Source organism: Ruegeria sp. (assembly GCF_965243365.1).
Lineage (GTDB): Bacteria > Pseudomonadota > Alphaproteobacteria > Rhodobacterales > Rhodobacteraceae > Ruegeria.
The window spans coordinates 410261-435765 of sequence record NZ_CBDEUW010000002.1; the positions used below are offsets into that span (position 1 = coordinate 410261).

The 25505-nt window shown below is 59.1% G+C and carries 22 protein-coding genes; 18 read left to right on the top strand and 4 right to left on the bottom strand.

The annotated features are described in order from the left end of the window. The 10 genes from ACP0GE_RS05770 (at nucleotide 1) to mdoH (ending at nucleotide 12409) form a co-directional block, all read left to right on the top strand. Entirely contained in the window at nucleotides 1–1317 is a 1317-nt protein-coding gene (locus ACP0GE_RS05770) for a cobyrinate a,c-diamide synthase (protein WP_424831040.1), read from the top strand. Beyond that, the gene (gene cobA, locus ACP0GE_RS05775; RefSeq protein WP_424831041.1) at nucleotides 1314–2042 is read left to right on the top strand and encodes a uroporphyrinogen-III C-methyltransferase; all 729 of its coding nucleotides are present in this window, start codon (nucleotides 1314–1316) and stop codon (nucleotides 2040–2042) included. The genes ACP0GE_RS05770 and cobA overlap by 4 nt, the downstream gene beginning before the upstream one ends. After that, a complete protein-coding gene (cobF, locus tag ACP0GE_RS05780; protein ID WP_424831042.1) occupies nucleotides 2035–2778 on the top strand; it encodes a precorrin-6A synthase (deacetylating) in 744 nt (247 codons plus the stop codon). The genes cobA and cobF overlap by 8 nt, the downstream gene beginning before the upstream one ends. A gap of 125 nt (nucleotides 2779–2903) precedes the next feature. Continuing rightward, nucleotides 2904–3362 carry a DUF302 domain-containing protein gene (locus ACP0GE_RS05785; protein ID WP_424831043.1) on the top strand — a complete coding sequence of 153 codons (459 nt, stop codon included), beginning with the start codon at nucleotides 2904–2906 and terminating at the stop codon, nucleotides 3360–3362. A gap of 79 nt (nucleotides 3363–3441) precedes the next feature. Continuing rightward, entirely contained in the window at nucleotides 3442–5061 is a 1620-nt protein-coding gene (locus ACP0GE_RS05790; RefSeq protein WP_424831044.1) for a thiamine pyrophosphate-binding protein, read from the top strand. Then, the gene (locus tag ACP0GE_RS05795) at nucleotides 5048–6232 is read left to right on the top strand and encodes a CaiB/BaiF CoA transferase family protein (protein ID WP_424831045.1); all 1185 of its coding nucleotides are present in this window, start codon (nucleotides 5048–5050) and stop codon (nucleotides 6230–6232) included. The genes ACP0GE_RS05790 and ACP0GE_RS05795 overlap by 14 nt, the downstream gene beginning before the upstream one ends. Before the next feature lie 180 nt (nucleotides 6233–6412). Beyond that, a complete protein-coding gene (locus ACP0GE_RS05800) occupies nucleotides 6413–7783 on the top strand; it encodes a tetratricopeptide repeat protein (protein ID WP_424831046.1) in 1371 nt (456 codons plus the stop codon). Between the two features lie 44 nt (nucleotides 7784–7827). Next, the gene (locus ACP0GE_RS05805; protein ID WP_424831047.1) at nucleotides 7828–9045 is read left to right on the top strand and encodes an OpgC family protein; all 1218 of its coding nucleotides are present in this window, start codon (nucleotides 7828–7830) and stop codon (nucleotides 9043–9045) included. Beyond that, the gene (locus ACP0GE_RS05810) at nucleotides 9042–10541 is read left to right on the top strand and encodes a glucan biosynthesis protein (protein WP_424831048.1); all 1500 of its coding nucleotides are present in this window, start codon (nucleotides 9042–9044) and stop codon (nucleotides 10539–10541) included. Before ACP0GE_RS05805 ends, ACP0GE_RS05810 begins: the two co-directional genes overlap by 4 nt. 17 nt (nucleotides 10542–10558) lie before the next feature. Further along, nucleotides 10559–12409 carry a glucans biosynthesis glucosyltransferase MdoH gene (gene mdoH / locus ACP0GE_RS05815; RefSeq protein WP_424833816.1) on the top strand — a complete coding sequence of 617 codons (1851 nt, stop codon included), beginning with the start codon at nucleotides 10559–10561 and terminating at the stop codon, nucleotides 12407–12409. On the opposite strand, the gene ACP0GE_RS05820 is transcribed toward mdoH, so the two are convergent. Then, on the bottom strand, nucleotides 12410–13234 hold the full coding sequence (locus ACP0GE_RS05820) for an alpha/beta hydrolase family esterase (protein WP_424831049.1): 825 nt from the start codon (nucleotides 13232–13234) through the stop codon (nucleotides 12410–12412). Continuing rightward, entirely contained in the window at nucleotides 13234–13704 is a 471-nt protein-coding gene (locus tag ACP0GE_RS05825; protein ID WP_424831050.1) for a rhodanese-like domain-containing protein, read from the bottom strand. Before ACP0GE_RS05825 ends, ACP0GE_RS05820 begins: the two co-directional genes overlap by 1 nt. 219 nt (nucleotides 13705–13923) lie before the next feature. Here ACP0GE_RS05825 and ACP0GE_RS05830 point away from each other — a divergent pair, with 219 nt between their 5' ends. The 7 genes from ACP0GE_RS05830 to selD are packed head-to-tail and all read left to right on the top strand — an operon-like array spanning nucleotide 13924 to nucleotide 22013. Then, on the top strand, nucleotides 13924–16797 hold the full coding sequence (locus ACP0GE_RS05830; RefSeq protein WP_424831051.1) for a monovalent cation/H+ antiporter subunit A: 2874 nt from the start codon (nucleotides 13924–13926) through the stop codon (nucleotides 16795–16797). Then, nucleotides 16797–17156 (top strand): Na+/H+ antiporter subunit C, encoded by a 360-nt coding sequence (locus ACP0GE_RS05835; protein ID WP_424831052.1) that lies wholly within the window; start codon nucleotides 16797–16799, stop codon nucleotides 17154–17156. Before ACP0GE_RS05830 ends, ACP0GE_RS05835 begins: the two co-directional genes overlap by 1 nt. After that, nucleotides 17153–18691, top strand: a complete 1539-nt coding sequence (locus tag ACP0GE_RS05840; protein ID WP_424831053.1) for a monovalent cation/H+ antiporter subunit D — start codon at nucleotides 17153–17155, stop codon at nucleotides 18689–18691. Before ACP0GE_RS05835 ends, ACP0GE_RS05840 begins: the two co-directional genes overlap by 4 nt. After that, nucleotides 18691–19188, top strand: a complete 498-nt coding sequence (locus tag ACP0GE_RS05845; RefSeq protein WP_424831054.1) for a Na+/H+ antiporter subunit E — start codon at nucleotides 18691–18693, stop codon at nucleotides 19186–19188. Before ACP0GE_RS05840 ends, ACP0GE_RS05845 begins: the two co-directional genes overlap by 1 nt. Next, a complete protein-coding gene (locus ACP0GE_RS05850; RefSeq protein WP_424831055.1) occupies nucleotides 19185–19454 on the top strand; it encodes a K+/H+ antiporter subunit F in 270 nt (89 codons plus the stop codon). The genes ACP0GE_RS05845 and ACP0GE_RS05850 overlap by 4 nt, the downstream gene beginning before the upstream one ends. Before the next feature lie 7 nt (nucleotides 19455–19461). Continuing rightward, nucleotides 19462–19848 (top strand): Na+/H+ antiporter subunit G, encoded by a 387-nt coding sequence (locus tag ACP0GE_RS05855; protein WP_424831056.1) that lies wholly within the window; start codon nucleotides 19462–19464, stop codon nucleotides 19846–19848. Nucleotides 19849–19853: 5 nt separating this feature from the next. Then, on the top strand, nucleotides 19854–22013 hold the full coding sequence (selD, locus tag ACP0GE_RS05860) for a selenide, water dikinase SelD (protein ID WP_424831057.1): 2160 nt from the start codon (nucleotides 19854–19856) through the stop codon (nucleotides 22011–22013). Here selD and mnmH read toward each other — a convergent pair. Then, nucleotides 22004–23056 carry a tRNA 2-selenouridine(34) synthase MnmH gene (mnmH, locus tag ACP0GE_RS05865; protein ID WP_424831058.1) on the bottom strand — a complete coding sequence of 351 codons (1053 nt, stop codon included), beginning with the start codon at nucleotides 23054–23056 and terminating at the stop codon, nucleotides 22004–22006. The two genes, selD and mnmH, sit on opposite strands and share 10 nt — an antisense overlap. A gap of 47 nt (nucleotides 23057–23103) precedes the next feature. Further along, on the bottom strand, nucleotides 23104–23772 hold the full coding sequence (locus ACP0GE_RS05870; protein WP_424831059.1) for an SOS response-associated peptidase: 669 nt from the start codon (nucleotides 23770–23772) through the stop codon (nucleotides 23104–23106). Between the two features lie 56 nt (nucleotides 23773–23828). Between ACP0GE_RS05870 and ACP0GE_RS05875 the strand changes: the two genes are divergently transcribed. After that, nucleotides 23829–25481: a tetratricopeptide repeat-containing sulfotransferase family protein gene (locus tag ACP0GE_RS05875; protein WP_424831060.1), complete on the top strand. Its 1653-nt coding sequence runs from the start codon at nucleotides 23829–23831 to the stop codon at nucleotides 25479–25481. Nucleotides 25482–25505: the final 24 nt, after the last annotated feature.

The window sequence follows — 25505 nt, forward strand, 5'->3', positions numbered from 1 at the left end:
ATGACCAACCCTCCGGGCATACTGATTTCCGCTCCATCCTCGGGAACGGGCAAGACAACTGTCATGCTGGGCCTGTTGCGCGCATTGGCCGAAGACGGGCTTGCCGTGCAGCCATTCAAAAGCGGGCCGGACTATATTGACCCGGCGTTTCATCGGGCCGCAGCTGGCCGTTCCTCGTTCAATCTGGACAGTTGGGCGATGGGAGAGCAACTGCTGAACGCCATCTCGGCGCAGGCCGAAGGGGCGGATATCGTGGTCGCCGAGGGCTCGATGGGGCTGTTCGACGGCGTGGCTAAGCCGGGCGAGTTGGGCCATGGCTCCAGCGCCGAAACAGCGCGACGCATGGGGTGGCCTGTCGTGTTGGTGCTGGATGTGGGCGGACAGGCGCAGTCGGCTGCGGCAACCGCGCTGGGGTTCAAGATGTATAACCCTGACCTGCCTTTTGCCGGAGTGATCCTGAACCGCTGCGCCAGCTCACGACACGAGCGCCTGACGCGCCTGGGAATGGAACGCGCCGGACTGCCCGTTCTGGGGGTTTTGCCCCGTCGCGGTGATCTGACTTTGCCCGAGCGGCATTTGGGGCTGATTCAAGCGGTCGAGCATCCTGATCTGGAAAGCGCCATTGTTGGGTATGCAACCTTCCTGCGCGAGCATGTGGATTTGGAGGCCATCAAGCGGGCGGCTTCCTCAGGCCCAGATGGGCCATCGTCAACCGCGCTGCCGCGACCTCCGGCGCACCGGATCGCACTGGCACGGGACGCAGCGTTTTCCTTTACCTACCCGCATCTTTTGGAGGGTTGGCGTGCCGCCGGAGCGGAGATATTGCCGTTTTCTCCGCTGGCCAATGAAGCCCCTGCCAGAGACGCCGATCTTGTCTGGCTACCCGGAGGTTACCCCGAGCTGCACGCTGGAACGTTGGCCGCAGCCGAGACCTTTCTGGCAGGGCTGCGCAAGCATGCAGAAACGAAACCCGTTCACGGCGAATGCGGCGGATACATGGCCCTGGGTGAAATTCTGATCGACAAAGAAGGGCAAAGGCACAAAATGGCCGGGCTGCTGGGGTTGGTGACCTCGTACGAGAAACGCAAGTTCAACCTTGGGTATCGCCGGGCGGAATTGCTGTCGGCAATGCCCGGGTTTTCCACCGGAACCGCCCTGCGCGGGCACGAATTTCACTATTCCTCGATTGTCGAGCAGCCTGATGCGCCGCTGGCCCGCGTCTTCGATGCCGAGGGGGCCGAAGGCCCACAAACAGGATCCGTGCGTGGCAATGTCACCGGCACGTTCTTTCACCTGATCGCAGAGGCTTCGGCATGACTGGTTTTGTCTCATTTGTCGGCTCGGGGCCGGGTGACCCGGAACTGTTGACACTCAAGGCTGTGGACAGGCTCAACAAGGCCGATGCGGTCTTGTTTGATGACCTCAGCAGCGGCCCAATCCTGACCCATGCGCGGGACGGTGCCGATCTGGTTGGCGTGGGCAAACGCGCCGGGCGCCCGTCCCCAAAGCAGGATCATGTCAGCCGCTTGCTGGTCGAATACGCACAGACAGGGCAGCGCGTCGTGCGCCTGAAATCAGGTGATGGTGGCATGTTCGGACGGCTGGAGGAGGAGCTTGTGTCGTTGCGCGACGCTGGGATCGAATACGAGATCATCCCCGGCGTCCCCTCGGCCGTCGCCGCGGCTGCAGCGGCGGGCATCCCTCTGACCCGGCGGCTGACGGCTCGGCGGGTGCAGTTCATCACAGGCCATGACGTCAGCGGCAAGCTACCCGAAGATCTGAACCTGCCCGCTTTGGCAGACCCCGGGGCAACAACCGTTGTCTTTATGGGAAAGCGCACTTTCCCCCTGTTGGTCAACGTTTTGCACAATCACGGGCTGCCGCTGGACACACCCGCACTGATGGCCGAGGCCGTTTCCACCCCGGAACAATCCTTGCACCGGTCAACACTTGGAGGCCTGTCCGAACGCCTGAAAGCAGATGTCGGAACCGCACCTGCCCTGATCCTGTACGGACCGTTGGCGGAGTTCGGCGATGACTGAGCTGATCCTGATCGGCATCGGCACCGGCAACCCCGATCATGTGACCTTTCAGGGGGCGCAAGCGATACAAAAGGCCGATCTGATCCTGATCCCGCGTAAAGGTGAAAACAAAGCCGATCTGGCGGGTATTCGCGAGAAGATCATTGCGAAAGTGGCTGATATACCACCTGAAATCGCCTATTTTGACATCCCAAATCGGCGCGCGGATGACGGTTATCTTCAGGGCGTAGACGAGTGGCACGACGCCATTGCCAAAAAATGGCGCTCCGCGATGGATGCTCATCCCAACGCCAGCAAGATCGCGCTGCTGATCTGGGGGGATCCGTCGCTTTACGACAGTTCCCTGCGGATTGCATCCCGGTTGGTTCCGCAACCCATCACGCGAGTGGTTCCCGGAATCACCGCTTTGCAGGCGCTGACAGCGGCCCATGCGATTCCGATCAATGACATCGGCGCGCCCTATGTCGTGACAACCGGCCGCCGTTTACGTGACGAAGGCTGGCCCGGTGATGCCAGCAAGGTTGCAGTTATGCTGGACGGCGAATGCTCGTTCCAAGGCCTTGAAATGGCGCAGTACGATATCTGGTGGGGTGCCTATGTCGGCATGGCAGAAGAAATTCTGATCAGCGGGCCACTGGATGAGGCATCACAGCAGATTCTTGATACCCGTGCTGCGGCCCGGGCTGATCACGGCTGGATCATGGACATCTATCTGCTGAAAAAACGCGCGCACTGATCGAAAATTTCGCATTGGCTTTCGAATCCATCCCCGATGCAACAGACCTGTTCGCACAAGATTGTGAATGCACCCAGGTACAAATTCGGCGACACTCGGCCATCCGCGCTAAAGGAGTGTCCGTGATGAAAGCACTTGCGACAGTTTTCAGCCTGCTTGCCTTGCCTGCATGGGCGCAGGAGCCTTTGGCCGGTTGGGCCGTCTATCCCAGCGTCAAAAGCTATGATGAACTGATTGATGCAACCAAGGCCGCTGTGAAGGAAAACGGCCTGATCGTGGTGACACAGGCCGGGCCGACCAAGGCTGCAGCAGCCCGTGGGATCACTATCCCGGGTAACCGCGTCATCGGTGCGTTCAACAATGACTACGCGGTGCGCGTGCTTGAAACCTCGACCAACGCTATGATCGAGGCTCCGATCCGATTCTATGTCACGGAAAACGACAACGGAACCGCCACCCTGTCCTACAAGACACCCAGCTTTGTGTTCGCCCCTTATGTGTTCGAAGGTGGCGAAGCGCTGAAGGAAATCGCTGCGGAATTAGACAATAAGTTTCAGGCCGTGGCGGAAAGCGCAGTCAAATAGTCACACTGACGTGATCCGCCTTGCGTCCAGGGCTGTCCTCCGCAATCTGCATTAAAACACCGATTTCGGAGCATGATAGATGCAGGACCTCTCGCCGCGCGCTGCGGATCTTTTGGCCCAACGCCTGTACGAGGCCGGATGCCGCCACGCCTTTGGAATGCCGGGCGGTGAGGTTCTGACGCTGGTCGATGCGCTGGAACAGGCGGGCATCACCTTTCACCTGACCAAGCACGAAAACGCTGCGGGTTTCATGGCCGAGGCGGTGCATCATCGTGATGGGGCACCCGCGATTCTCGTTGCGACACTGGGTCCAGGCGCGATGAACGGGATCAACGTGGTGGCCAATGCATTGCAGGACAGGGTGCCCATGATCGTACTGACCGGTTGCGTCGATGCGGATGAGGCGCTCACCTACACGCATCAGGTGATGGACCATGCACAGGTTTATCGTTCGATCACCAAGGGTACGTTCATGTTGACTGCCGAGGGTGCGGATATCATCGCAGACAAGGCGGTAACCCTGGCCAATCAGCCTCGTCCCGGTCCGGTGCATATCGACGTACCGATCTCGGTCGCGGATACGCGCGTGCAGGGGGTAAAGCGGCGGCGACTTGCCAAAGTGGCACCGGTTGGCCCCGGCGGGGAATGTCTGGAAAAGGCGCGCCGCTGGGTGTCAGAGGCCGAACGCCCCATCGCAATCATCGGGCTAGACGTGCTTTACGACGACTCGCGCAGTGTGGTGCAAGCCTTTCTGGAACACTTCAACATCCCCTTCGTGACCACGTACAAGGCCAAGGGCGTGGTGCCCGAGAGCCATCCGCTGTGTCTGGGTGGGGCGGGCTTGTCCCCGCTGGCCGATAAGCACCTTGTGCCGCTGGTTGAACAATCCGATCTGATTATGTGCCTCGGCTACGACCCGATTGAAATGCGCCCCGGCTGGCGCGAGATCTGGGATCCCGAGGATAAGCGAGTCATCGACATCTCAGCCGTGGTCAACGATCATTACATGCACCAGGCAGGCTTGCATCTGGTGGCAGATACAGCGTCCACGCTGGAAGCCATCGCCAAGGGCAACCCCGCTCGCCAAACTTGGCCAGCAGGTCAGCCCGCACGGGCCAAGGCTGAATTGGCGAAGGCCTTCCCGATCGACGAGGATTGGGGGCCCGCCGCCGTGATCGCCGAGACCCGTGCCGCGCTGCCCCCGGAAACTCTGGCAACCGCAGATAGCGGCGCCCATCGCATCCTGCTAAGCCAGATGTGGGAGTGTTCTGAAGAACGCGGGCTGATCCAATCTTCGGCGCTGTGTACAATGGGGTGTGCCGTACCGATGGCAATCGGCCTGAAACTGGCCGAACCAAACCGTCCGGTGATCAGTTTCTCGGGCGATGCCGGATTCCTGATGGTCGCCGGAGAGCTGTCGACCGCTGCCGAAATGGGTGGTAACCCGATTTTTCTGGTCTTTGTGGATGCAAGCCTTGCCCTGATCGAATTGAAACAGCGTCAACGCCAGATGGGCAATCGAGGCGTTGATTTCGACCGGCACGATTTTGCTGCCATGGGGCGGGCTTTCGGTGGTTATGGCCACACCGTAAGGGCACGCGAAGAACTGCGCGCAGCGCTGCACGATGCCTTGAAGGCCGACCGGTTCACCGTTATCGCGGCAGAAATCGACCGAGGAGGTTATGATGGCCGCATCTAAGGGACCGCTGAAAGGCGTAAAGGTACTGGACCTAAGCCGCATTCTGGCCGGACCAACCTGCACGCAATTGCTGGGCGATTTGGGCGCAAGTGTCATCAAGATCGAAAACCCAACCACCGGAGGCGACGACACCCGGCAATGGGGTCCCCCTTATGTAGAGGACGCGCAAGGCAACCGCTCGGATTTGAGTGCATATTTCATGTCGTCGAACCGGAACAAGAAGTCCGTCGCGTTGGATATCTCTACCGCAGAAGGTCAGGCCGAAATACGTCGGCTGGCGTCACACGCAGATATCCTGATCGAAAACTTCAAACCCGGTGGGCTTGCGAAATACGGGCTGGACTATGCGACCCTGTCACAGGAATTCCCCGGGCTGGTCTATTGTTCGATCTCTGGTTATGGCCAGACCGGCCCCAATGCGTCAAAGCCAGGCTACGATCTGATGGCTCAGGGCTATGGCGGTGTCATGTCTCTGACGGGCGACCCCGACGGCGTACCAACCAAGGTGGGCGTTGGGATCGCAGATGTGATGTGCGGCATGTATGCCAGCGTCGGCATTCTGGCCGCCTTGCGCCACCGGGATCTGACGGGCGAAGGACAGCAGATCGACCTTGCCCTGGTTGATGCGCAAATTGCCTGGCTTATCAATGAAGGCGTAAATTACCTGACTTCGGGCAACGTGCCTCAACGTCGCGGCAATGGTCACCCCAATATCGTTCCTTATGACGTCTATGAAACATCTGACGGGCACGTCATCCTGGCTGTCGGAAATGACAGCCAGTTTAGGCGGTTCTGCGGCTTTGTTGAACGTGCTGAGCTGGCGGATGACCCCAGATTTGCGACCAACCCATCCCGTCTGGAACATCGCGATGCACTGAACGCCATTTTGCGCCCTGCCGTTCGGACATTGGATACGAATACCGTGATCAACGGGCTTGAGGAGTTGAAGGTCCCGGTCGGCCCGGTGCAGACTCTGGATCAGGTTTTCGCAACTGACCAGGTTACGGCCCGCCAGATGCAGATCACGATGCAGGCAACCCCCGGTCCGGTTCAACTGATCGGGAATCCCCTGAACCTGTCGCGCACGCCTGTAACATATCGCAGCCCGCCACCGATCTGCGGGGCGGACACTCAGGCCGTTCTGAACGCCGAAAACCCGTTTGAAGATTGAAACACTGTGCCTATTTCGGCAGCATGTTGCTGAAACATGCCGTTGAATCGGCGATTTTTTTCACGTTTTGCACACACAGCTTTTCACCAATTCGAGAGCAAGGCCGATACTGATACGACCCGCCTGCACACTCTGCTACATCGAAGAGTGTGAAATATTGCAATCAGATTGGACCCGAGCATGAAACAAGACGTTTTTGGACAGATGAACACCCTGACCCAATCGGCGGCCGTCGATGCGTGGAACGGTGTTCTGCTCGGGTTCATGGCGCATGCCGCAATCACACCTCAACATCTGGGCAAAGTGCTGGAGCTTGAACCCGACTTTGCGCTGGGTCATGCGGTCAAAGGCTTGTTCATGGTTCTGCTGGGCCGCCGCGAAATGCTGCCGGTCGCAACCGAGGCCCTGAACGCGGCCAATACGGCGATGGAGCGCCAGCCCGTTTCCGCACGTGAAAAGCTGTATGTCGAGGCGTTGGCGCTGTATCTGGGCGACCTGCCCTCGCAAGCCATCCAGAAATTCGAAGAGGTCCTGCGCGCTAATCCGACCGACACCCTGGCAATGAAGCTCAGCCATGCAACGCGGTTCGTTCTGGGGGACTCGCACGGCATGCGGCGGTCAATTGAGCGGGTTATGCCAGCTTATGAGCCGGACCACCCCGGGCGGGGGTATCTACTGGGGTGTCATTCTTTTGCTCTCGAAGAAACCGGCGCTTACGAAAAGGCTGAAATCGCTGGCCGCCAGGCCCTGTGGATGGTCTCGGACGATGCCTGGGGTTTGCATGCGGTCGCGCATGTGCATGAGATGACAGGCAACGCCCAGCTTGGACTGGACTGGTTGGCCGGGCGCGAGGACGCCTGGGCGCATTGTAACAACTTCCGCTATCATGTCTGGTGGCACAAGGCACTGATGCATCTGGATCTGGGTCAGATCGATCAGGTTATGGCGCTGTATGACGAACATATCCGCAAAGACAAAACCGACGATTACCGCGATATCTCGAACGCCACATCGCTACTGTCACGACTTGAGCTTGAGGGCGTAAACGTCGGAAATCGCTGGGAAGAACTGGCCGATCTAAGCGCCGCCCGGACCGAAGACGGATGTCTGATCTTTGCCGATCTACATTATCTGTTGGCCCTGACTGGTGACAATCGCGCGGACGCGACTGGCAAGATGCTGCAACGCATTCAGAAAGATGCCGGACGCAACCATGGCGACACAGCGATCCGCATGTCCGATCCCGGCGTCGCCGCGGCAAAGGGCCTCGAAGCATTCGGGGACGGGCTGTACGGAACAGCGTTCGACTTCCTGTCTACTACGCGCGGCTCAATGCAGTTGGCCGGTGGAAGTCACGCGCAACGTGATGTATTCGAGCGCATCACGATTGATTCAGGCCTGCGGGCCGGTCGCCTGGATGAGGTCGAGCGCATCCTGGACGACCGTCGCGCCAAACGCGCCGGAGGCGAGGACAATTACGCACTGGCGCGCCGTGCATTGATCGATGCGGCCCGCGATGGCGATGACGCGCAAAGCGTCCCTGCCGAATAAAACAACAAGAACAACAAAAAAGACCACGAAGGACGGAAAACCGTATGGCGACTGCTTCGCCCGCTTCTGATTTTGCACCTGTCGCAGCTCAAGCTGCGGCCAGTGCCAGTGTGCGCGACCCACGGCTGGATTTTTATCGCGGCATCGCGATGTTCATCATCCTGATCGCTCATATCCCCAATGACCCTTGGGCTAAGTGGATTCCAGCCCGCTTTGGATATTCCGACGCCACCGAGATCTTTGTGTTCTGCTCGGGCATGGCCTCGGCCATTGCCTTCGGCGGGGCGTTCATGCGCAAAGGCTGGTGGATGGGAACAGCCCGCGTGGCCTACCGCATCTGGCAGGTCTACTGGGCGCATATCTGCCTGTTCTTCTTCGTCGCCATGACCATGGCTGCACTCGACCAAACCGGTGCGTTTGAAAAGACTTACGTCTCGTCTTTGAACCTTCAGCACTTTTTCAAGGACCCTGCATCGCAGATGGTTGGTATCTTTACGCTGACCTATGTGCCGAACTACTTTGACATCCTGCCGATGTATCTTGTGGTTCTGGCATTGATGCCGCTTTACATGGCGCTGTATCGGGTCAGTTTCTGGCTGATGGCTGGGACATGCGTGGCGATCTGGCTTGTCGCACAAACCGGCGTGCTGGCGTTACCAGCCGAGCCTTGGTCGGAGCGTCAGTGGTTCTTTAACCCCTTCGGCTGGCAATTGTTGTTCTTCACCGGGTTTGCATTCATGCGCGGCTGGATTCCAGCGCCGCCGGTTTCGAAATTCCTGATCTGGGCCGCAATCCTCTTTCTGGTCCTGTCGGCACCGTTTGGGTCATGGAAAGTCTTTACCTGGATCAACAACGCAGCCCCCGAGCTTGGCGCGATGCTGCGTCCAGGCTGGCCCTTGACGGAAGAGCTGCGCGGCAAGACCGACTTCGGCGTGCTGCGTTACATCCACTTTCTGTCTCTGGCTTATCTGGGGTGGGTCGCGGCGGGTGAACATGGCCATCGTCTGATCGCGACGGGCCACAGCCTTGGTGCGCGTGCCTGGCAAATATTGCTGATGATCATAACTAAGGTCGGCCAGCAATCCCTTGCAGTCTTTGTCTTTTCTATGGCTGCGGCGCGGCTGATCGGCGTGGCGCTCGACCAGACTGAGCGGGATGTTGCCAGTGTCTTTGTCGCCAACATGATTGGCTTTGCCATGATCATCGGCGTGGCTTATCTGGCCGCCTGGTTCAAGTCACAACCCTGGAAGTCGAAGAAATGAGTTTTACCCGCCGCGCATTCCTTGCCTCGACGACCGCTCTGGCCTTTGCACCGTCTGCCTTTGCAACCGGGGGCGAGGTCCCGTTTGACCACGCGGACGTGATCGAACTGGCCCGTGATCTGGCCGGTCGCCCTTATGCGGAACGCGAGATGGTGCCGCAGGAGTGGCAGGACCTGACCTATCAACAATATCGCTCGATCCGGTTCCGGCTGGATCGTGCGCTTTGGTACGAGACGGAAACTCCGTTCAACGTCGATTTCTTCACACCGGGCCTGTACTTCCCGCGCACAGTTAAAGTCTCAACTGTTGAGGACGGGATGACTACCCCCGTGGTCTTCGATCTTGAGATGTTCGACAAATCCGAGGACGTACCGCAGCTGCCCATTGACGACACGCTGGGCTTTTCCGGCCTGCGCCTGCGTACCGAGATGCACCGCCCCGGCAAAACCGATGAGTTCTGCGTCTGGCAAGGGGCCAGCTATTTCCGCGCCATCGGTCTGCATGAGGTCTATGGCCTGTCGGCGCGTGGTCTTGCCCTGAAAACCGGCGATCCGGATGGCGAGGAATTCCCCGAATTCATCCGCTTCTGGCTGGAACGCCCCAAACCGGGCCAGCGCAACATGGTTGTACATGCGCTGATGGACAGCCCCAGCGTGACAGGGGCCTACCGGTTCAACGTCACTGCCGGTGCAGATTGCGTGATGGACATCGAAGCCACCCTCTTTCCGCGTGAAGAGCTGACTCATGTGGGCCTCGCTCCGGGCACCTCGATGTTCCTGTTCGATCAGACCAATCACAGCCGGTTCGACGATTTCCGCCCCGCAGTGCATGACAGCGATGGGCTGATGATCCGCAACGGCGCCGGTGAAGTCCTGTGGCGTCCGCTGGCCAACCCGACACGGCTGCAAATCTCGTCTTTCGTCGACACAAATCCGCGCGGCTTCGGCCTTATGCAGCGTAAGCGCGAGTTCTCGGACTATGCCGATCTTGAGGCGAACTATCACAAACGTCCCGGTCTGTGGGTGGAACCCAATCAAGATTGGGGCAAGGGTTCAGTCACACTGGTTGAAATCCCAGCCGATCAGGAAATCTACGACAACATCGTCGCCTATTGGCGCCCTGCCGAGCCATATGCGGCTGGTAGTCAGGTTGATTTTTCATACCGGCTGATCTGGGGCGATGAACCCCAGCGCACACCGATGCCGCGCGTGATCAACACCGCGATGGGCGACAATACCTTTGGCGAAGGCCGCTTGGCCGTAATCGATTTCGAAGCGTCCGAGCTTTATGACGATCCCGAGGCCATGACCATTTTTGTGGATTCGCCCCATGCCGAGACCTCGGACGGCGTGCTGCAACTTAATCCCGATACCGGTGGTCTGCGGCTGGCCTTCTCGTTCCAGCCGGGCGAACGCAATCACGTTGAACTGCGCGCGCAGCTTCTGAAAGACAAGCAGCCAGCCTCCGAGGTCTGGCTCTACCGTTGGACCTCGTGAGCCGCGACCTGCATATCATGCCGCCCGAGGCGCCTTTGGCCATGCCCGCGCAGGATTTCAGTGCGCGGTTTCGGGATGCAGATGCGCCATCAGGCCGTCGCGCCTCTTCTGCGGGGTTTTGGCGCGCGCTGGCATTCTCGCCTGCCATGGCGGCCACGTTGGGCCTGTTGTGGGTCATGAGCGACTGGTTCGGTGCCGAAGGCATCAACCTGGTCGAAGGCATCCTGTTGGCGTTGATCTCGTTCAACTTCTTCTGGATCTCCTTTACCGTGTGCACCGTCTTGCTGGGCATGGTGTCGCTGTCCCGGCAGGAGCGCCCTGAGCACAAAACAGGATCGCAACCGTTACGAGTGGCCTTGCTGACCCCGGTTTACAATGAGGTCCCGTGGAACGTTGTCGGCAACGCCCGCACGATGCTTGAGGATTTGCAGGCGCGTGGCGGCCATCACCATTATGCCATGTTCATCCTGTCCGACACACGTGACCCCGAGGTCGCGGCCCAGGAACAAGCCAGTGTCGAAGCACTGCGCACCACGCTTGCCCCGGGGCTGGAACTTTACTATCGCCGCCGCGAACACAACACCGACCGCAAGGTGGGCAATATCGCCGACTGGGTCAGCCGCTGGGGTGCAGATTGGGACGCGATGTTGGTGCTTGACGCCGACAGCCTGATGACCGGGCGCGCGATTTATCGTCTGACAGACGCTTTGGCGCGTGATCCTGGCGCCGGCCTCATTCAAAGTTACCCGCAACTTATTGGCGCGCAATCCGTTTTTGCCCGGATGCAGCAATTCGCAAACGGGGTTTATGGCATCGCCTTTGCCGAAGGTCTGGCGCGCTGGTGCGGGCAAGAGGGCAACTATTGGGGCCACAACGCGATCATCCGCACCAAGGCATTTGCCACCAGCGCGGGTCTGCCCAAGCTGCGTTCGCTCACAGGTCAAGACAAACTGATCATGAGCCACGATTTCGTCGAAGCCGGTCTGCTGCGCCGCGCCGGATGGGCCGTTCGGTTCCTGCCGCGCATTCGCGGCTCATACGAAGAAACGCCGGCCACCCTCATCGACCATGCCATGCGCGACCGTCGCTGGTGTCAGGGCAATTTGCAGCACCTGAAGCTGCTGGGCTCCAGCGGATTCCGTGCCGTCTCGCGCTTTCACATGTTCCACGGCGCAGTCGGGTATCTGATGTCGCCGCTTTGGTTCGCCTTGCTGCTGATGTGGGCGCTGATCGGTCAGGGCGAAGACGCGTCCGTCCTGCATTATTTCAGCCCCGACAACCCGCTATTTCCGCAATGGCCCGAGATGTCCGAGACGCGGCATGTGCTGGTCATTCTGGTGATGTACGCAATGCTGCTGGCCCCCAAGGTTTTGGGCGTGGTTGCCCTGCCTCTCAGCGGTGTGCGCTACTCCGAATTCGGCAGCGGCTGGCGGTTTCTGACGTCGTTCTTCTTTGAGGTCATTTTGTCGATCCTCTACGCCCCAATCCTGATGGTACAGCAGATGATCGCCGTATTCCGCACAGCACTTGGCATCCAGCGCGGTTGGTCCCCGCAAGCGCGTGACGGAGGCAAGTACAACCTGCGCACCCTGGTTCTGTGCCATATTCTGGAAACAGTCAGTGGCGTGGCCCTGAGCATCGGTATTCTGGCCGGTCTGGTGTCAATCTGGCTGGCCCCGATTGCAATCAGCCTGGCTCTGGCGGTTCCGTTGTCAGCCCTTAGCGGTGTCACCGCAGGGGCCGCACGACGCATGGTTGGGATGCGCGAGGACGTAACCGAACCCGCGATTACCCGTTCGGCCCGGCGCTACCGCGACGAGTTGAAACAACTGGTCGAAGGTAAAGGCACAATGACCCCGGCTGAGTGATCAACTGCCGGGCAGACCTTCGTACCAATCCACCATCATATCGGCCCAGCCTGCGGGCACACCATGCCCGCCGGGAAACAAGGCAAATTCCAGCGCGCTTCCCTTGGCACAGTTGGTCCAGTTACGGCGCATGAATTCTCCGGTCGTTGAAAAGCCTGTGGGTTTGGTATCACGGCAACCATTTGCCTCACGCCAGATTTCCAGCCCTGCGAAAATGTCCCCTTGATGGTACCGGCCACCGCCCAATAGGCGGCCTTCCAGCGGGACGACATTGTCGGTCCAGCCGTGGGTGTGGAACAACATCACCGGTCCTTCACAGGCCTCGGGGTGCGGGCGCCAAAAGCCGCCTGATACAGGCACATAGGCAGAAAACGTATCCGGTGCAGCGCAAGCCAGGTAGTTCACCATGAAACCGCCAGCAGAAAAACCGCCCAGAATTGCCCGTTCTTCGTCGATGCCGAAGCGGTCGGCGGCGTCCTTGACCACCTCTGTCAGAAAGGCAGTTTCATCGCGATCACCGAAGCCAGGATAGAAATTCCAGCTTTGGGTTCCACCCCGATCCGGTCTGGCCAGCCCTTCGGGCGCCATCACGGCATATCCCCGGTCCAGCAGAGGATCGACCATACCGCGATTCCGCATCGTTCCCGCGCCGTTGCCGCCATAGCCGTGCAGGAACACCACCAGCGGCGGGTTCTCGGCCTCGGGCAGTTCGATATGGTACTCGCCCATCAGTGTCGTGCACACACCTTCTTCTGCGCCGCATATGGCCAGCGCTGGTTGCGCTGTTACAACAAAACCCAGCGCCAACAATTGTTTCACTGTCATCATGTGTCCTCTGAATATTGGCCAACCGGCAAACCCGCCCGAACCCAACCGGGCCCGGCGGCCGACCCAAGCATCCCTTCGGGGACGTCGATAATGTTTGAAAAACCGGCCTCGGTCAGTTGATTGCTCAGCCGGGCTGACCGGACGCCCCGCGCGCAGATCAGGGCCACGGGTGCCGCCAAATCGCCCTTCACAAGCTGCGTCAGGGCTTGCACAAAATCCTCGCGCCGCATGTCCAGCGGTGCTGCCGCTTCGCCTATTCCAGTAGACCGCCATTCCTTGGGTGTTCGAATGTCGACCAAAAGGATATCCCCGGACAAAGCTTGGGTATGTGCCTCGGCCACAGTCAGTTGGTCACCGCCATAGTCTTCCGGGATCAACCGGTATTCCCGGATAGCGAATCCTGCCACTACGGCCGCGCCGCCTCCTAGGAGGACCCATCTTCGGGTTCTGTTCGAACTGCGCTCCATGACGAAATCTCCTGCGCCTTCAGACCGCTTTTATCACAGCCCATGTGTCATTACCGCGCCGAAATCGGAGGGTCCGATCAAGTTCGCGTCATTATTACGCAGGAAAAACGCATCTAATAGGTACCTTTGGATACGTCTGGAAACCTTGCATTTTCCGGGCAGCCATTAAATTATCGCTACACAATCATAACAACGACCGCCCAGACCGGAGTATCGCAGTTGTCCCTATTCCTTATCGCGGCCCTTCCCTTTCTCGGCGCTGTTTTCCCGGCCCTTCTGATCCGAGCAGGCCGCAACGCGGCGGCATCCGCAGCGGGGCTGACCACGTTCCTCGCGCTCATGGGGTTGCTGATCCACATCCCTTCGGTCATGCGCGGAGACGTTGTGACAGCGCGGTTTGACTGGATCCCGGGACTTGGCCTGAATGCGAATTTCATGCTGGACGGGTTGGGGTTTCTGTTTGCGTTGCTGATCCTTGGGATCGGCCTGCTGATCATCCTATATGCGCGCTTCTACCTGTCGCGTGAGGACCCGATGGGGCAGTTCTATACGTACCTGTTGCTGTTTCAAGGCGCTATGGTAGGGATCGTTCTGTCTGACAACGTCCTACTTCTGCTTGTTTTCTGGGAGCTTACGTCGCTAAGCTCATTCTTGCTGATCGGCTATTGGAAACACCTGCCCGAAGGTCGTCAGGGCGCGCGCATGGCGTTGGCCGTGACCGGTTCGGGTGGCTTGGCAATGATTGCGGGCATGCTGATTCTGGGCAATATCGTGGGGTCCTATGACCTGAGCGTCATCCTGCAAAACAAAGAGCTGATTCAGGCCTCGCCCTATTATCTGCCCGCATTGATCCTGATCCTACTGGGCTGTTTTACCAAGTCGGCGCAATTCCCGTTTCACTTCTGGCTACCGCACGCCATGGCCGCGCCGACGCCCGTGTCCGCCTATCTGCATTCGGCCACGATGGTGAAGGCCGGACTGTTCCTGATGGCACGCATGTGGCCGGTTTTGGCGGGAACGGATGCGTGGTTCTATATCGTCGCCACGACCGGGCTGGTGACGATGTTGATCGGTGCCTGCATCGCGCTGTTCAAGGATGACCTGAAGGCGCTGCTGGCGTTTTCCACCGTGTCGCATCTGGGTCTGGTGACCATGCTGCTGGGCTTTGGCACGAAATTTGCCGCCGTGGCGGCGGTGTTTCACATCATCAACCACGCCACCTTCAAGGCCGCGCTGTTCATGACCGCCGGGATCGTCGACCACGAAACCGGAACGCGCGATGTCAAACGCCTGGGCGGATTGCGGCACCTGATGCCGATCACCTTTACCATCGGCACGATTGCAGCACTGTCCATGGCGGGTCTGCCGCCGCTGAACGGCTTCCTGTCGAAAGAGATGATGCTGGAAGAGACCGTGCATACCGCATGGCTGAATTCTGACTATCTGGTGCCAGGTCTGGCGCTGCTGGCCGCACTGTTCTCGGCCGCTTATTCCTTCCGCTTTATCGGGCATGTGTTTCTGGGCCCCCAGCGGGACGACTATCCGCATCACCCACATGACCCCCCTGTAGGACTATGGCTTGCCCCAGCGTTTCTGGTGGTCCTGGTCGTTCTGATCGGCCTCTACTCAGCTGCGATTGTCGGGCCTCTGGTCGCGGTTGTAGCGAGCGCCGTGATTGGCGGAGAGAAGCTGCCCTATTACTCGCTCAAGCTGTGGCACGGCTTTACACCTGCGCTTTACATGTCCACCGTTGCAACACTTGGCGGCCTGTTCCTGTTGTCGCTGCATCGCAGGGCTGACCAAGTGTGGAATGCTCTGCCCCGCCCCGAGGCCAAAGTGATCTTCGAAGCCGTCATCCGCGCGTTCACACGGATCAGCCGGTGGGTCACCGACGAGCTGCATAACGGCGTCCTCAGCCGCTATGCCATCATCCTCATCACTTTCACGGTTCTACTGGGGTATTATGCCTACGCGACCGGAACCATTGGCCTTGAAACACGCGTGCCTCTGCCCGCTCAGATCATTCCGATCATCGGGTGGATCTGCCTGGTCGGAGCGACGCTGGCCATCATGTGGTTCCACCGCAATCGCCTGTTGTCGCTGGTGCTAATCGGCGTTGTGGGCCTGATCGTTTCGATGGCGTTCAACTATCTCTCGGCTCCGGATCTGGCACTGACCCAGATCTCGGTCGAAGTGGTGACGATGATTCTGCTGCTGCTGTCGCTGAACTTCCTGCCTACCGACACACCGTGGGACAGCAGCGCCCCGCGCCGATGGCGCGATGCGGCGATCTCGGTTGTTGCCGGGCTTGGTACGGGCGGGCTGATCTATGCGCTGATGATGCGGGACTTTGCCTTTCCGACGATATCCGATTTCCATCTGGCGAATTCGTACAAAGGTGGCGGCGGAACCAATGTGGTCAACGTCATCCTCGTAGACTTCAGGGGATTTGATACCTTTGGTGAGATCATTGTGTTGGGCATCGCAGCCCTGATCATCTTTGCCCTGACCGAAGCCGTTCTAAGCAGCAATGTCCGCGGTTACCTGCTGAACCGAAAACCCCATTGGCCGCAATCCGGGGACTCGCATCCGCTGATGATGGTGGTTGCCACCCGCGTGATGATGCCGATTGCGCTGATGGTCGGTGCCTACATCTTTTTCCGTGGGCACAACCAGCCTGGGGGTGGGTTTATCGCAGGCCTGATCGTCGCGATTGCCTTCCTGATGCAATACATGGCCAGCGGGTACACCTGGGCCATCGAGAGGCAAAGGTTCTACTACCACGGGACCATCGGCTGGGGTGTTCTGATTGCCGCCGCCACCGGCCTGGGCGCGTGGTTCAATGAGCGCCCGTTCCTGACCAGCGATTTCGGCTACATCAACTGGCCACCGCTGGAGGAGTTCGAATGGGCCACAGCCTTGCTGTTCGACACAGGCGTCTTCCTTGCCGTTTTGGGCGCGGTGATGCTGGCGCTGGACAGCCTGTCCCGCTTTGCATGGCAGCCCGGCATGGCGCAGGAGCATCCGATGGATATCAACCCGCTAAGGGATGATCCACCGGAAGAAGAACAAGAAAAGAAGGAGCAGGTCTGATGGAAGCGCTGGTAGCCTCTGCCGTGGGCGTCATGACCGCAGCCGGGATCTTCCTGATCCTGCGCCGTCGGACATTCCCCGTCATTCTGGGCCTGTCCCTGATCACCTATGCGGTGAACGTCTTTCTGTTTGCCACCGGCCGTCTGGCGCTGAACGCGCCTGCGGTTCTGAACAAATATGAAGAGGTCCCCTATACCGACCCGCTGCCGCAGGCGCTGGTTCTGACGGCCATCGTGATTTCGTTCGGGATGACGGCGGTGATCGTGATGATCGCGCTGTCGGCGTACCTGTCCTCGAAAGATGACCATATCGACATGAGCCCACAGGACAGCGTGGACGCGCCGGGAGAAGACGCATGAACCACTGGATCGTTGCGCCGATCGTCCTGCCCGCGATTCTGGCCCCGTTCATCATCATGGTCCTGCGCTACCATCTGGACCTGCAACGCATCTTCTCGGTCGCTGGCGTGGTTGGTCTGCTGGGCATTGCACTGACCGTCACCGCGCAGGCGTCCAGCGGCGTAATCCAAGTTTATGAACTGGGCAACTGGCCGGCGCCATTCGGTATTGTTCTGGTGTTGGACCGAATGTCTGCCATGATGGTGCTACTGACCGCTTTGCTGGCTCTGCCCATCGTACTTTACGCCATTGCGTCAGGCTGGGATGATAGGGGCAAGCATTTCCACGCCCTGTTCCACTTCCAACTCATGGGTGTTTGCGGTGCCTTTCTGACCGGCGACGCCTTCAACCTGTTTGTGTTCTTCGAAGTCCTGCTGATCGCATCTTACGGCCTGATGACCCACGGCGGCGGGTCAGTCCGCTTGAAGGCTGGTGTTCAGTACGTCGCCTATAACCTGATCGGCTCGACCCTGTTCCTGTTTGCGCTTGGTACGATTTATGGCGTGACGGGTACGCTGAATATGGCCGATCTGGCCGTGCGGGTGGCTGAGATTCCTCCTGAAGATACCGCGTTGCTGCGGGTTGGGGCCGTGTTGTTGTTGCTGGTTTTCTGCATCAAGGCTGCGGTCCTGCCACTGCATTTCTGGTTGCCCGCCAGTTACGCCAATGCCCCGCTGCCGGTCGCGGCCCTGTTCGCCATCATGACCAAGGTGGGTGCTTATTCGATCCTGCGTGTCTATACACTGGCCTTCGGACCGGACGTACCGGTGACCGAAGGGCTGGTCGGCACTTGGCTGCAACCAGCGGCGTTGCTAACGCTGGCTGTTGGGACCATCGGCACTCTTGGTGCCCAACATATCGCGCGCATGGTCGCCTTTTGCGCCATTGCGTCGATGGGCACGCTGCTGATTGCCATTTCTCTGTTCACGCCCGAGGCTTCGGCGGCGGCGCTTTACTATATCTTCCATTCGACGCTCGCCACAGCGCTTTTGTTCCTTGTGGCCGACATGGTGATGGAGCGTCGCGGGGGCGCTATTGTCCCCAAAGCCCCGATGCCGCAAAGCGGGTTGATCTCGGCCCTGTTCTTTGTCGGAGCAATTGCCTTGGCAGGGATGCCGCCCCTGTCAGGATTCATCGGCAAATTGCTGGTTCTGGACGCTGCGCGGAACGCACCCGATGCGAATGCAATCTGGGCTGTGATCTTGATCGGGTCTTTCGTGACAATCGTGGGTCTGGCCCGCGCCGGTTCGCTGATCTTCTGGAAAAGCCACGATGCCGAGCACAACCCAAAACCCGAAACTGAAGAAGAGGTTGAACCTTTGCCGGCCCCGGAACCGCAGCCGGGCCTGGCTTTCACAGCCGTCTTCGGCGCGGTTCTGGGCCTTGTCCTGCTGACACTGTTTGCCGGACCGGCGCTGGAATATTCCCGCAAGACCGCTGATCAACTGTTTACGCCGGATGACTACATCTCAGCCGTATTGGGAAGGGAAGAGTAATGAAGCTGCTGCACCGAATATTCCCCCACCCGCACTTGACGGTCCTGCTGACTCTGGTCTGGATTCTGCTTGCCAACAAGCCCTCGCTGAACTCGCTGGTGTTTGGGCTGATTCTGGGGATCATCATCCCTTTCATCACCCAGCCGTACTGGCCCGACCGACCCAAGCTGCGGAACTGGCCGATGGTGGTCGAGTACATTCTGGTGGTGCTTTGGGATATCGTGATGGCCAACATCACCGTCGCCCGCATCATCCTGTTCAAACGCGATGCCGACCGGCAGCCCAACTGGGTCTGCATCCCGCTGGAGCTGCGCACGCCCGAAGCAATTACGGTTCTGGCAGGCACAATCACCATGACCCCGGGCACTGTCAGCTGCGATCTATCGGCACAAGGGCATAACCTGCTGGTTCATTGCCTTGACGCACCCGACACCGACGCGGTGCGGGACCAGATCAAGCAGCGTTATGAACGCCGCCTGAAGGAGATTTTCGAATGATCACTTATGCCATTTATTTCGCCTTCGCCTGCTTTGGTGCCGCCATCATGATGTGCCTGTGGCGGATCATCACCGCCGACGGTGTGGGCACGCGCGTCCTGGCTCTGGATACGATGGTCATCAACACGATCGCCCTGATGATCCTTTATGGCATCGCGCAGGGGACCGAGATCTTTTTCGAGGCCGCCATGATCATCGCGATGCTCGGCTTTGTCTCAACCGTGGCCTATGCGCGCTTTATGCTGCGCGGCAACATTATCGAGTGAGGGCGGCATGACAGTCATATTCGAACTGCTGATCACCGTCTTCTTGATCGTCTCGGGCATTTTCGGCTTTGTCGGATCGTTTGGCATGATCAAGCTGAAAGATCCTATGTCGCGCCTGCATGCACCCACCAAGGCCACAACGCTGGGCGTGGGGGGCGTACTGTTGGCCTCGATCTGTCATTCTGGTCTGATCGAGCAGCACCTGTCCCTGCATGAGTTGCTGATTACCCTTTTCCTGTTCCTGACCGCACCGATCACGGCGCTGTTCATTGCCAAATGGCATATTCACCGCCATGAAAAGCCCAGCGATCTGCCGGACGCGGGCGAGGATGAGCTTTGGGCCACCCACGCGGTTGAGCAGGTCGAGGACGTCCCCGACCACAGCACGAACTGAGAAACATGCACACATCTCCGCTGCCCCTGACCCGTGATCTGGTTCTGATTGGCGGCGGTCATACGCACGCCTTGCTCCTGCGCAAATGGGGGATGAACCCTTTACCCGGCGCGCGGGTGACGGTGATCAATCCCGGGCCAACGGCCCCCTATTCGGGCATGTTGCCTGGCTTTGTTGCAGGACACTATCAGCGGTGTGAGCTGGATATTGACCTCATCCGCCTTGCGCGCTTCGCAGGCGCGCGGGTGATCCTTGGGGCTGTCGACGGGATCGATGCGGATCAGCGAACGGTTCACGTGCCCGGGCGACCGCCCGTCGCCTTCGATGTGGCCTCGATCAATGTCGGGATTACTTCGGACATGCCGTCCCTGCCCGGTTTTGCGGAACATGCCGTCCCTGCCAAACCCCTAGGCCCGTTTGCGGCACGATGGGCCGCGTATCTGGACGGTTCTGGCCCCGCGTCCGTGGCAGTTATCGGCGGGGGGGTCGCGGGGGCTGAACTGGTCATGGCCATGGCCCACGCACTACGGGCCAGAAACCGACCCGCTCAAATCACTCTGATTGACAACGCTCAGGCCCTGACGGCAACGGGGGCCAAAGCCGCCAACACCATCCGGAAAGCCATGTCTGAACTCGGCGTGGATGTGATCGAAGATGCCACGATCACTCGTGTCGCCCCAGACCATGTTGAGTTGGAGAACGGCCGCGCAATTCCGGCAGAGTTCATCACCGGAGCCGCCGGTGCCCGCGCCTACGACTGGATAACCAAAACCGGGCTGGACCTTCAGGACGGTTTCATCCGTGTAAACGCGCATCTGCAATCCAGCAATCCGGCGGTTTTCGCCGCGGGAGATTGCGCCCACCTCACCGAAAACCCGCGCCCAAAGGCCGGTGTTTATGCGGTGCGCGAAGCTCCGGTGCTGTTCGATAATCTACGTGCTGCACTGGGGGCCGGACGGATGCGACACTACAAGCCGCAACGCGATTATCTGAAGCTGATTTCACTGGGCACGAAATCTGCATTGGCCGAGCGGATGGGAACCTCACTCAGCGGCCCTTTGATGTGGAAGTGGAAGAACCATATCGATCAGGGTTTCATGGACAGGTTTCGCCAGCTGCCACAGATGAGGACTCCAGCTGTCCCCCGCCAGCACGCCGCTGGGCTGACCGAGGCACTGGGCGACAAACCCATGTGTGGCGGCTGCGGGGCAAAGGTGGGCCGGAACGCGTTGCGGGCTGCCTTGCAGGACCTTCCGCCGCCAACCCGAAATGACATTATCCCCCTGCCCGGTGATGACGCAGCGCTGATGCAGACCGGCGGCGCTCGGCAGGTCATGACCTCGGATCACCTGCGCAGCTTGGTAAATGACCCTGTTCTGATGACCCGCATCGCTGGGGTCCACGCACTGGGGGACATCTGGGCGATGGCTGCGACACCGCAAGCGGCAACCGCCACGATCATCCTGCCCCGGATGTCGGCAGAGTTGCAGCACCGAACCATGGCCGAGATTATGGCCACGGCAAGTCAGGTCATGCGTCAGGCCGGGGCGGAAATCGTCGGGGGCCACAGCTCGCTCGGGGATGAGATGACCATCGGCTTTACTCTTACGGGTCTGTGTTCAGACCAGCCACTCACACTGGCCGGAGGTCGACCCGGAGATGCCCTGATCCTGACAAAACCATTGGGCAGCGGCGTTCTGATGGCGGCGGAAATGGCTGGTCAGGCCGAAGGGGCCTGGGTCGCAGAGGCCTACAAGCATATGACTCAGCCACAGGGAAAGGCCGCAAGCATTCTGTTCAAAGCCCATGCGATGACGGACGTGACAGGATTTGGCCTGGCCGGTCACCTGAGCGGCTTGTGTGAGGCTTCGGACTGTGGCGCGACGCTCGACCTGACGAACATCCCCGTAATGGATGGCGCAATTGCTTTGAGTGAGCGAGGTATCCGCTCGACGATTTTCGCTGACAATCGGGCGATTGCGCCGGAACTGCCAACAGGCAGCAAAGCGGATTTGCTGTTTGATCCACAAACGGCAGGCGGACTGCTGGCGGCGGTTGCTGATGATCAAGCGGAGCACCTGTGCTCGCAACTGCGCGCCGCTGGCTATCCGGCGGTTGTCATTGGGCACCTTACGGATACAGCAGGCCTGCGATTTCAAAGCTGATCCAGAACCTGCCCGATCTGATCGGCCATTTCGGACAAACCGGCGGCATCCAGAGTTGCGGTCTCGACCAGCGCGATCACCTCTGCCGCCTGCGCTCTGCGAGATTTTGCGTAGGCCGGATCGTAGTGCTGCTCCATCAGTGCCTGCGTCAACCCCTGCTTGTTGCCAGTGTCTATCAAGGCGAGCCAGCTATCCACCACCTCATGCCCGCGATGGAACCGAAGGGGCGACAGGCGATCACGCAGCCGCTCGGTATCAGACAAAATGTCGTCATATGCTTCGGCCAGATAGGCAGCGCGCGCTTCAATCGTAGCCGAAATCACGATGCGCGGAGCGGCACATAGTGCCGACCAGAGGGTGGGTGGTAGAAACAAGCTACCGATCTTCGAGGATTCCGCTTCGACCACCACCGGGCGCGCCGGGTCCAGCTGGCACAATGCAGCGGCCAAGGCGGATTCGAAAGCTTTCTGACTGGGCTGCCCGCCGGGCCTCTCACCCAGCAATGAGCCGCGATGATTGGCCAGCCCCTCAAGATCCAGCACCTGCACTCCTTGCGTTTGCAACAGCGCCAGAAGATCCGTCTTGGCCGTGCCGGTATAGCCGTCCAGCGCCACAAGACGATGCGGCAGCGGATCATCATAAAGGTATCGGTTCACCAAACGGCGATAAGTTCGATAGCCGCCCTCAACCACTTCGGCGCGCCAGCCTATTTGTTGCAGCATCCATGTAAATGAGCCCGACCGCTGCCCTCCGCGCCAACAATAGACCAGAGGACGCCAATCACCCTCATGATGGCTGAGGCTGTTTTCAATGTGGTTCGCTGCATTACGAAACACCAGCGCAGCACCCAGCTTGCGCGCCAGAAACGGACTTTGCTGGACGTATATAGTGCCCACTCGTGCGCGCTCTTCATTGTCCAGTACCGGCAGGCTGATGGCGCCTGGCAAATGATCCTCGGCATATTCCGCAGGGCTGCGCACATCGATCACATTGTCAAACGGATGCGCGTAAAGTTGCGGCAGGCTGGAGAATTTCAAGGACATATCCGGGGTTTAAACTGCGAGAAGATGGAAGGAAAGGCGTATGCCAATCAGCGCTGCGGCACAGGCTCGATCAGCTCTGGCCCGCTGGCGCGGTTCGAGTTTACGGCCCGCGCCACGCGATGAAAAGTCAGGGTATTCTCGGGGCCGGGCTGCATCAGACGCGCCGCGCCTTTGCCCTCTTCACCTAGCCACAGCGGCCAATCCTCGGGTTCAAGGATCAAAGGCATACGGTGATGTATCCCGACCAGGGTTTTGTTGGCTGCTGTAGTTACAATCGCACAGGTGCCCTGCCGGGTGCCGTCTGCCCCCCAATCCTGCCAGACACCAGCAAAGGCAATGGGCTCTCCATCGCGACGTTGGATAAACCACGGCTGGCGCTGACCATCTGCGGTTTTCGTCCATTCATAAAACCCCGTTGCTGCGATCAAGCAGCGACGTTCACGGCATGCAGCGCGGAAAGCAGGCTTTTCGGCAAGCGTCTCGGACCGGGCATTGATCAGCAAAGGGCCATCCGTCTCGGTCTTGTACCAGTGCGGCAAGAACCCCCAACGCAGAGCATCCAGCCGACGCCCGTCTTCCCCTGGGCGCACAACATGTACAGGGTTTGTCGGACACACATTATAGCTGGGCGTAACCGGTTGGTAGTTCGCAGGTCTGGCTGAGAACAGCCTGGCCATGTCGTCCGTTTGAAGAGTTATTGCAAACCGTCCGCACATCGGTAATGAACTTTCAAAGATTGATTTCACACAGGCACAGGATCCCGCGCGGTCATATGGCACAACAAACAGTGAATCCCCTCAAAAGCAAAGCACTTGCTGATCTGGACACCGGCAAACTACCGCAGGCGTTGAAAAAGGCGCAGCTGGGGGTGAAGAAGTTTCCGAAAGATTCGGATTATCACGCCATCGCAGGCTTCGTCCTGACCGAGATGAAGCGCTATAAGCAGTCCATTCCGCACTTTATCGAAGCCGCGAAGATGAAGCCGGATGATCCGCAGTTTGTCGAGAACCTTGCCAACGCCCTGATGCAAACCGGTCAGATTCCGCGTGCACTGGCCTATGCGGAGCAAAAGCTGGAACAGTTTCCGAACAACAAGGAACTGGTTCGGGTAGCGGATGAGATTCAGTTGAAGGGTGACAATTGGCGGACGATCATCGAATACACGACAAAAAAACTGGAAAACGACCCCGACAACGCCAAACTACTGTCAGCGCGGGGTCGCGCTTATGGTCGCATTGGGTTTGTCGAAAACAGCACAAGGGATATTGTAAAAGCGCACAATCTGGCTGCAGACGATACCGACATCGCGTTTCGATATGCTGTCAACCTTCATCAGGCCGGAGACAAAGCGGGTAGCGCTGAAATCCTGGAGCTTATACTGGAGAGGGAACCCACCCACGCCTCCTCTTTGTTCCAGCTTTCCAGCATGGTATCTACAAATGAGGTCGACGCTTTGATCGCGACGACCGAAAAGGCAATTTCCGAGACTGATCACGTCAGCTCAACGCTCGAATTTGCGAAGGCTCACCTAATCTCAAAGCGTGATGGATTGTCTGAGGCCTTACCGCAATTCAGCATCGCAAACGCCGCGCAACACGACACAAACCCGTACGACGCTGCTGGAGAAGAGGAGAAGCAGCAACAGATTTGTGCCATGTTCCCGGCTTCTGCATCATCAATGGCCTCCGGTCTGACCGAGGACCCGATGCCAATCTTCGTCATCGGACAGCCGCGCTCGGGAACCACTTTGATGGAGATGATGCTAAGCTCTGCGCCTGACATCGCAGGGTGCGGAGAACTGACCCTGGCGGCGGACCTTTCTCACCAGTTGGTCGAAGAGGAAAAGGTCTTCGATACCGACGCCGCCCGGGAATTCGCACAGGAATTCAGAAAGCTGATGCCACCGATCCCCGAAGGCTCGACTGCATTTGTAGACAAGATGCCCCACAACTATCAGCGGGTTGGGTTTTTGCTGGCGGCCTTCCCGAACGCCAAGATCGTCAACATGATGCGCGATCCACGGGATGTCGGCCTGTCCAAATGGATTCGCCGCTTTCCGGCGCCGGGCATGCGCTATGCCTCGAACCTCGAAGCGATTGCACATTCAGCCAATATGTATCGGAAATACATGGCCCATTGGGACAAGGTGTTCGGTGATCGTATCCTGACGATCCCCTATGAAAAACTGGTGGCTGACCCGGAAACCTACAGCCGCAAGGTCGCTGCGTTCTGTGGGATAGAATGGCACGAACAAATGATGCACCCGGAAGAAAACAAAAAGCAGGTGCGCACCGCGAGCATCGATCAGGTGCGCAAAAAAATCTCGACCAAATCCATCGGCGGATGGCGCGAGGTTGCGGACCACATCCAACCCATGCTGGATGGGTTCGACCCGGACCTCTGGCCGGAATACGAATTCGGTTAAGCGAAAAAGGCCGCCCCGAATGGG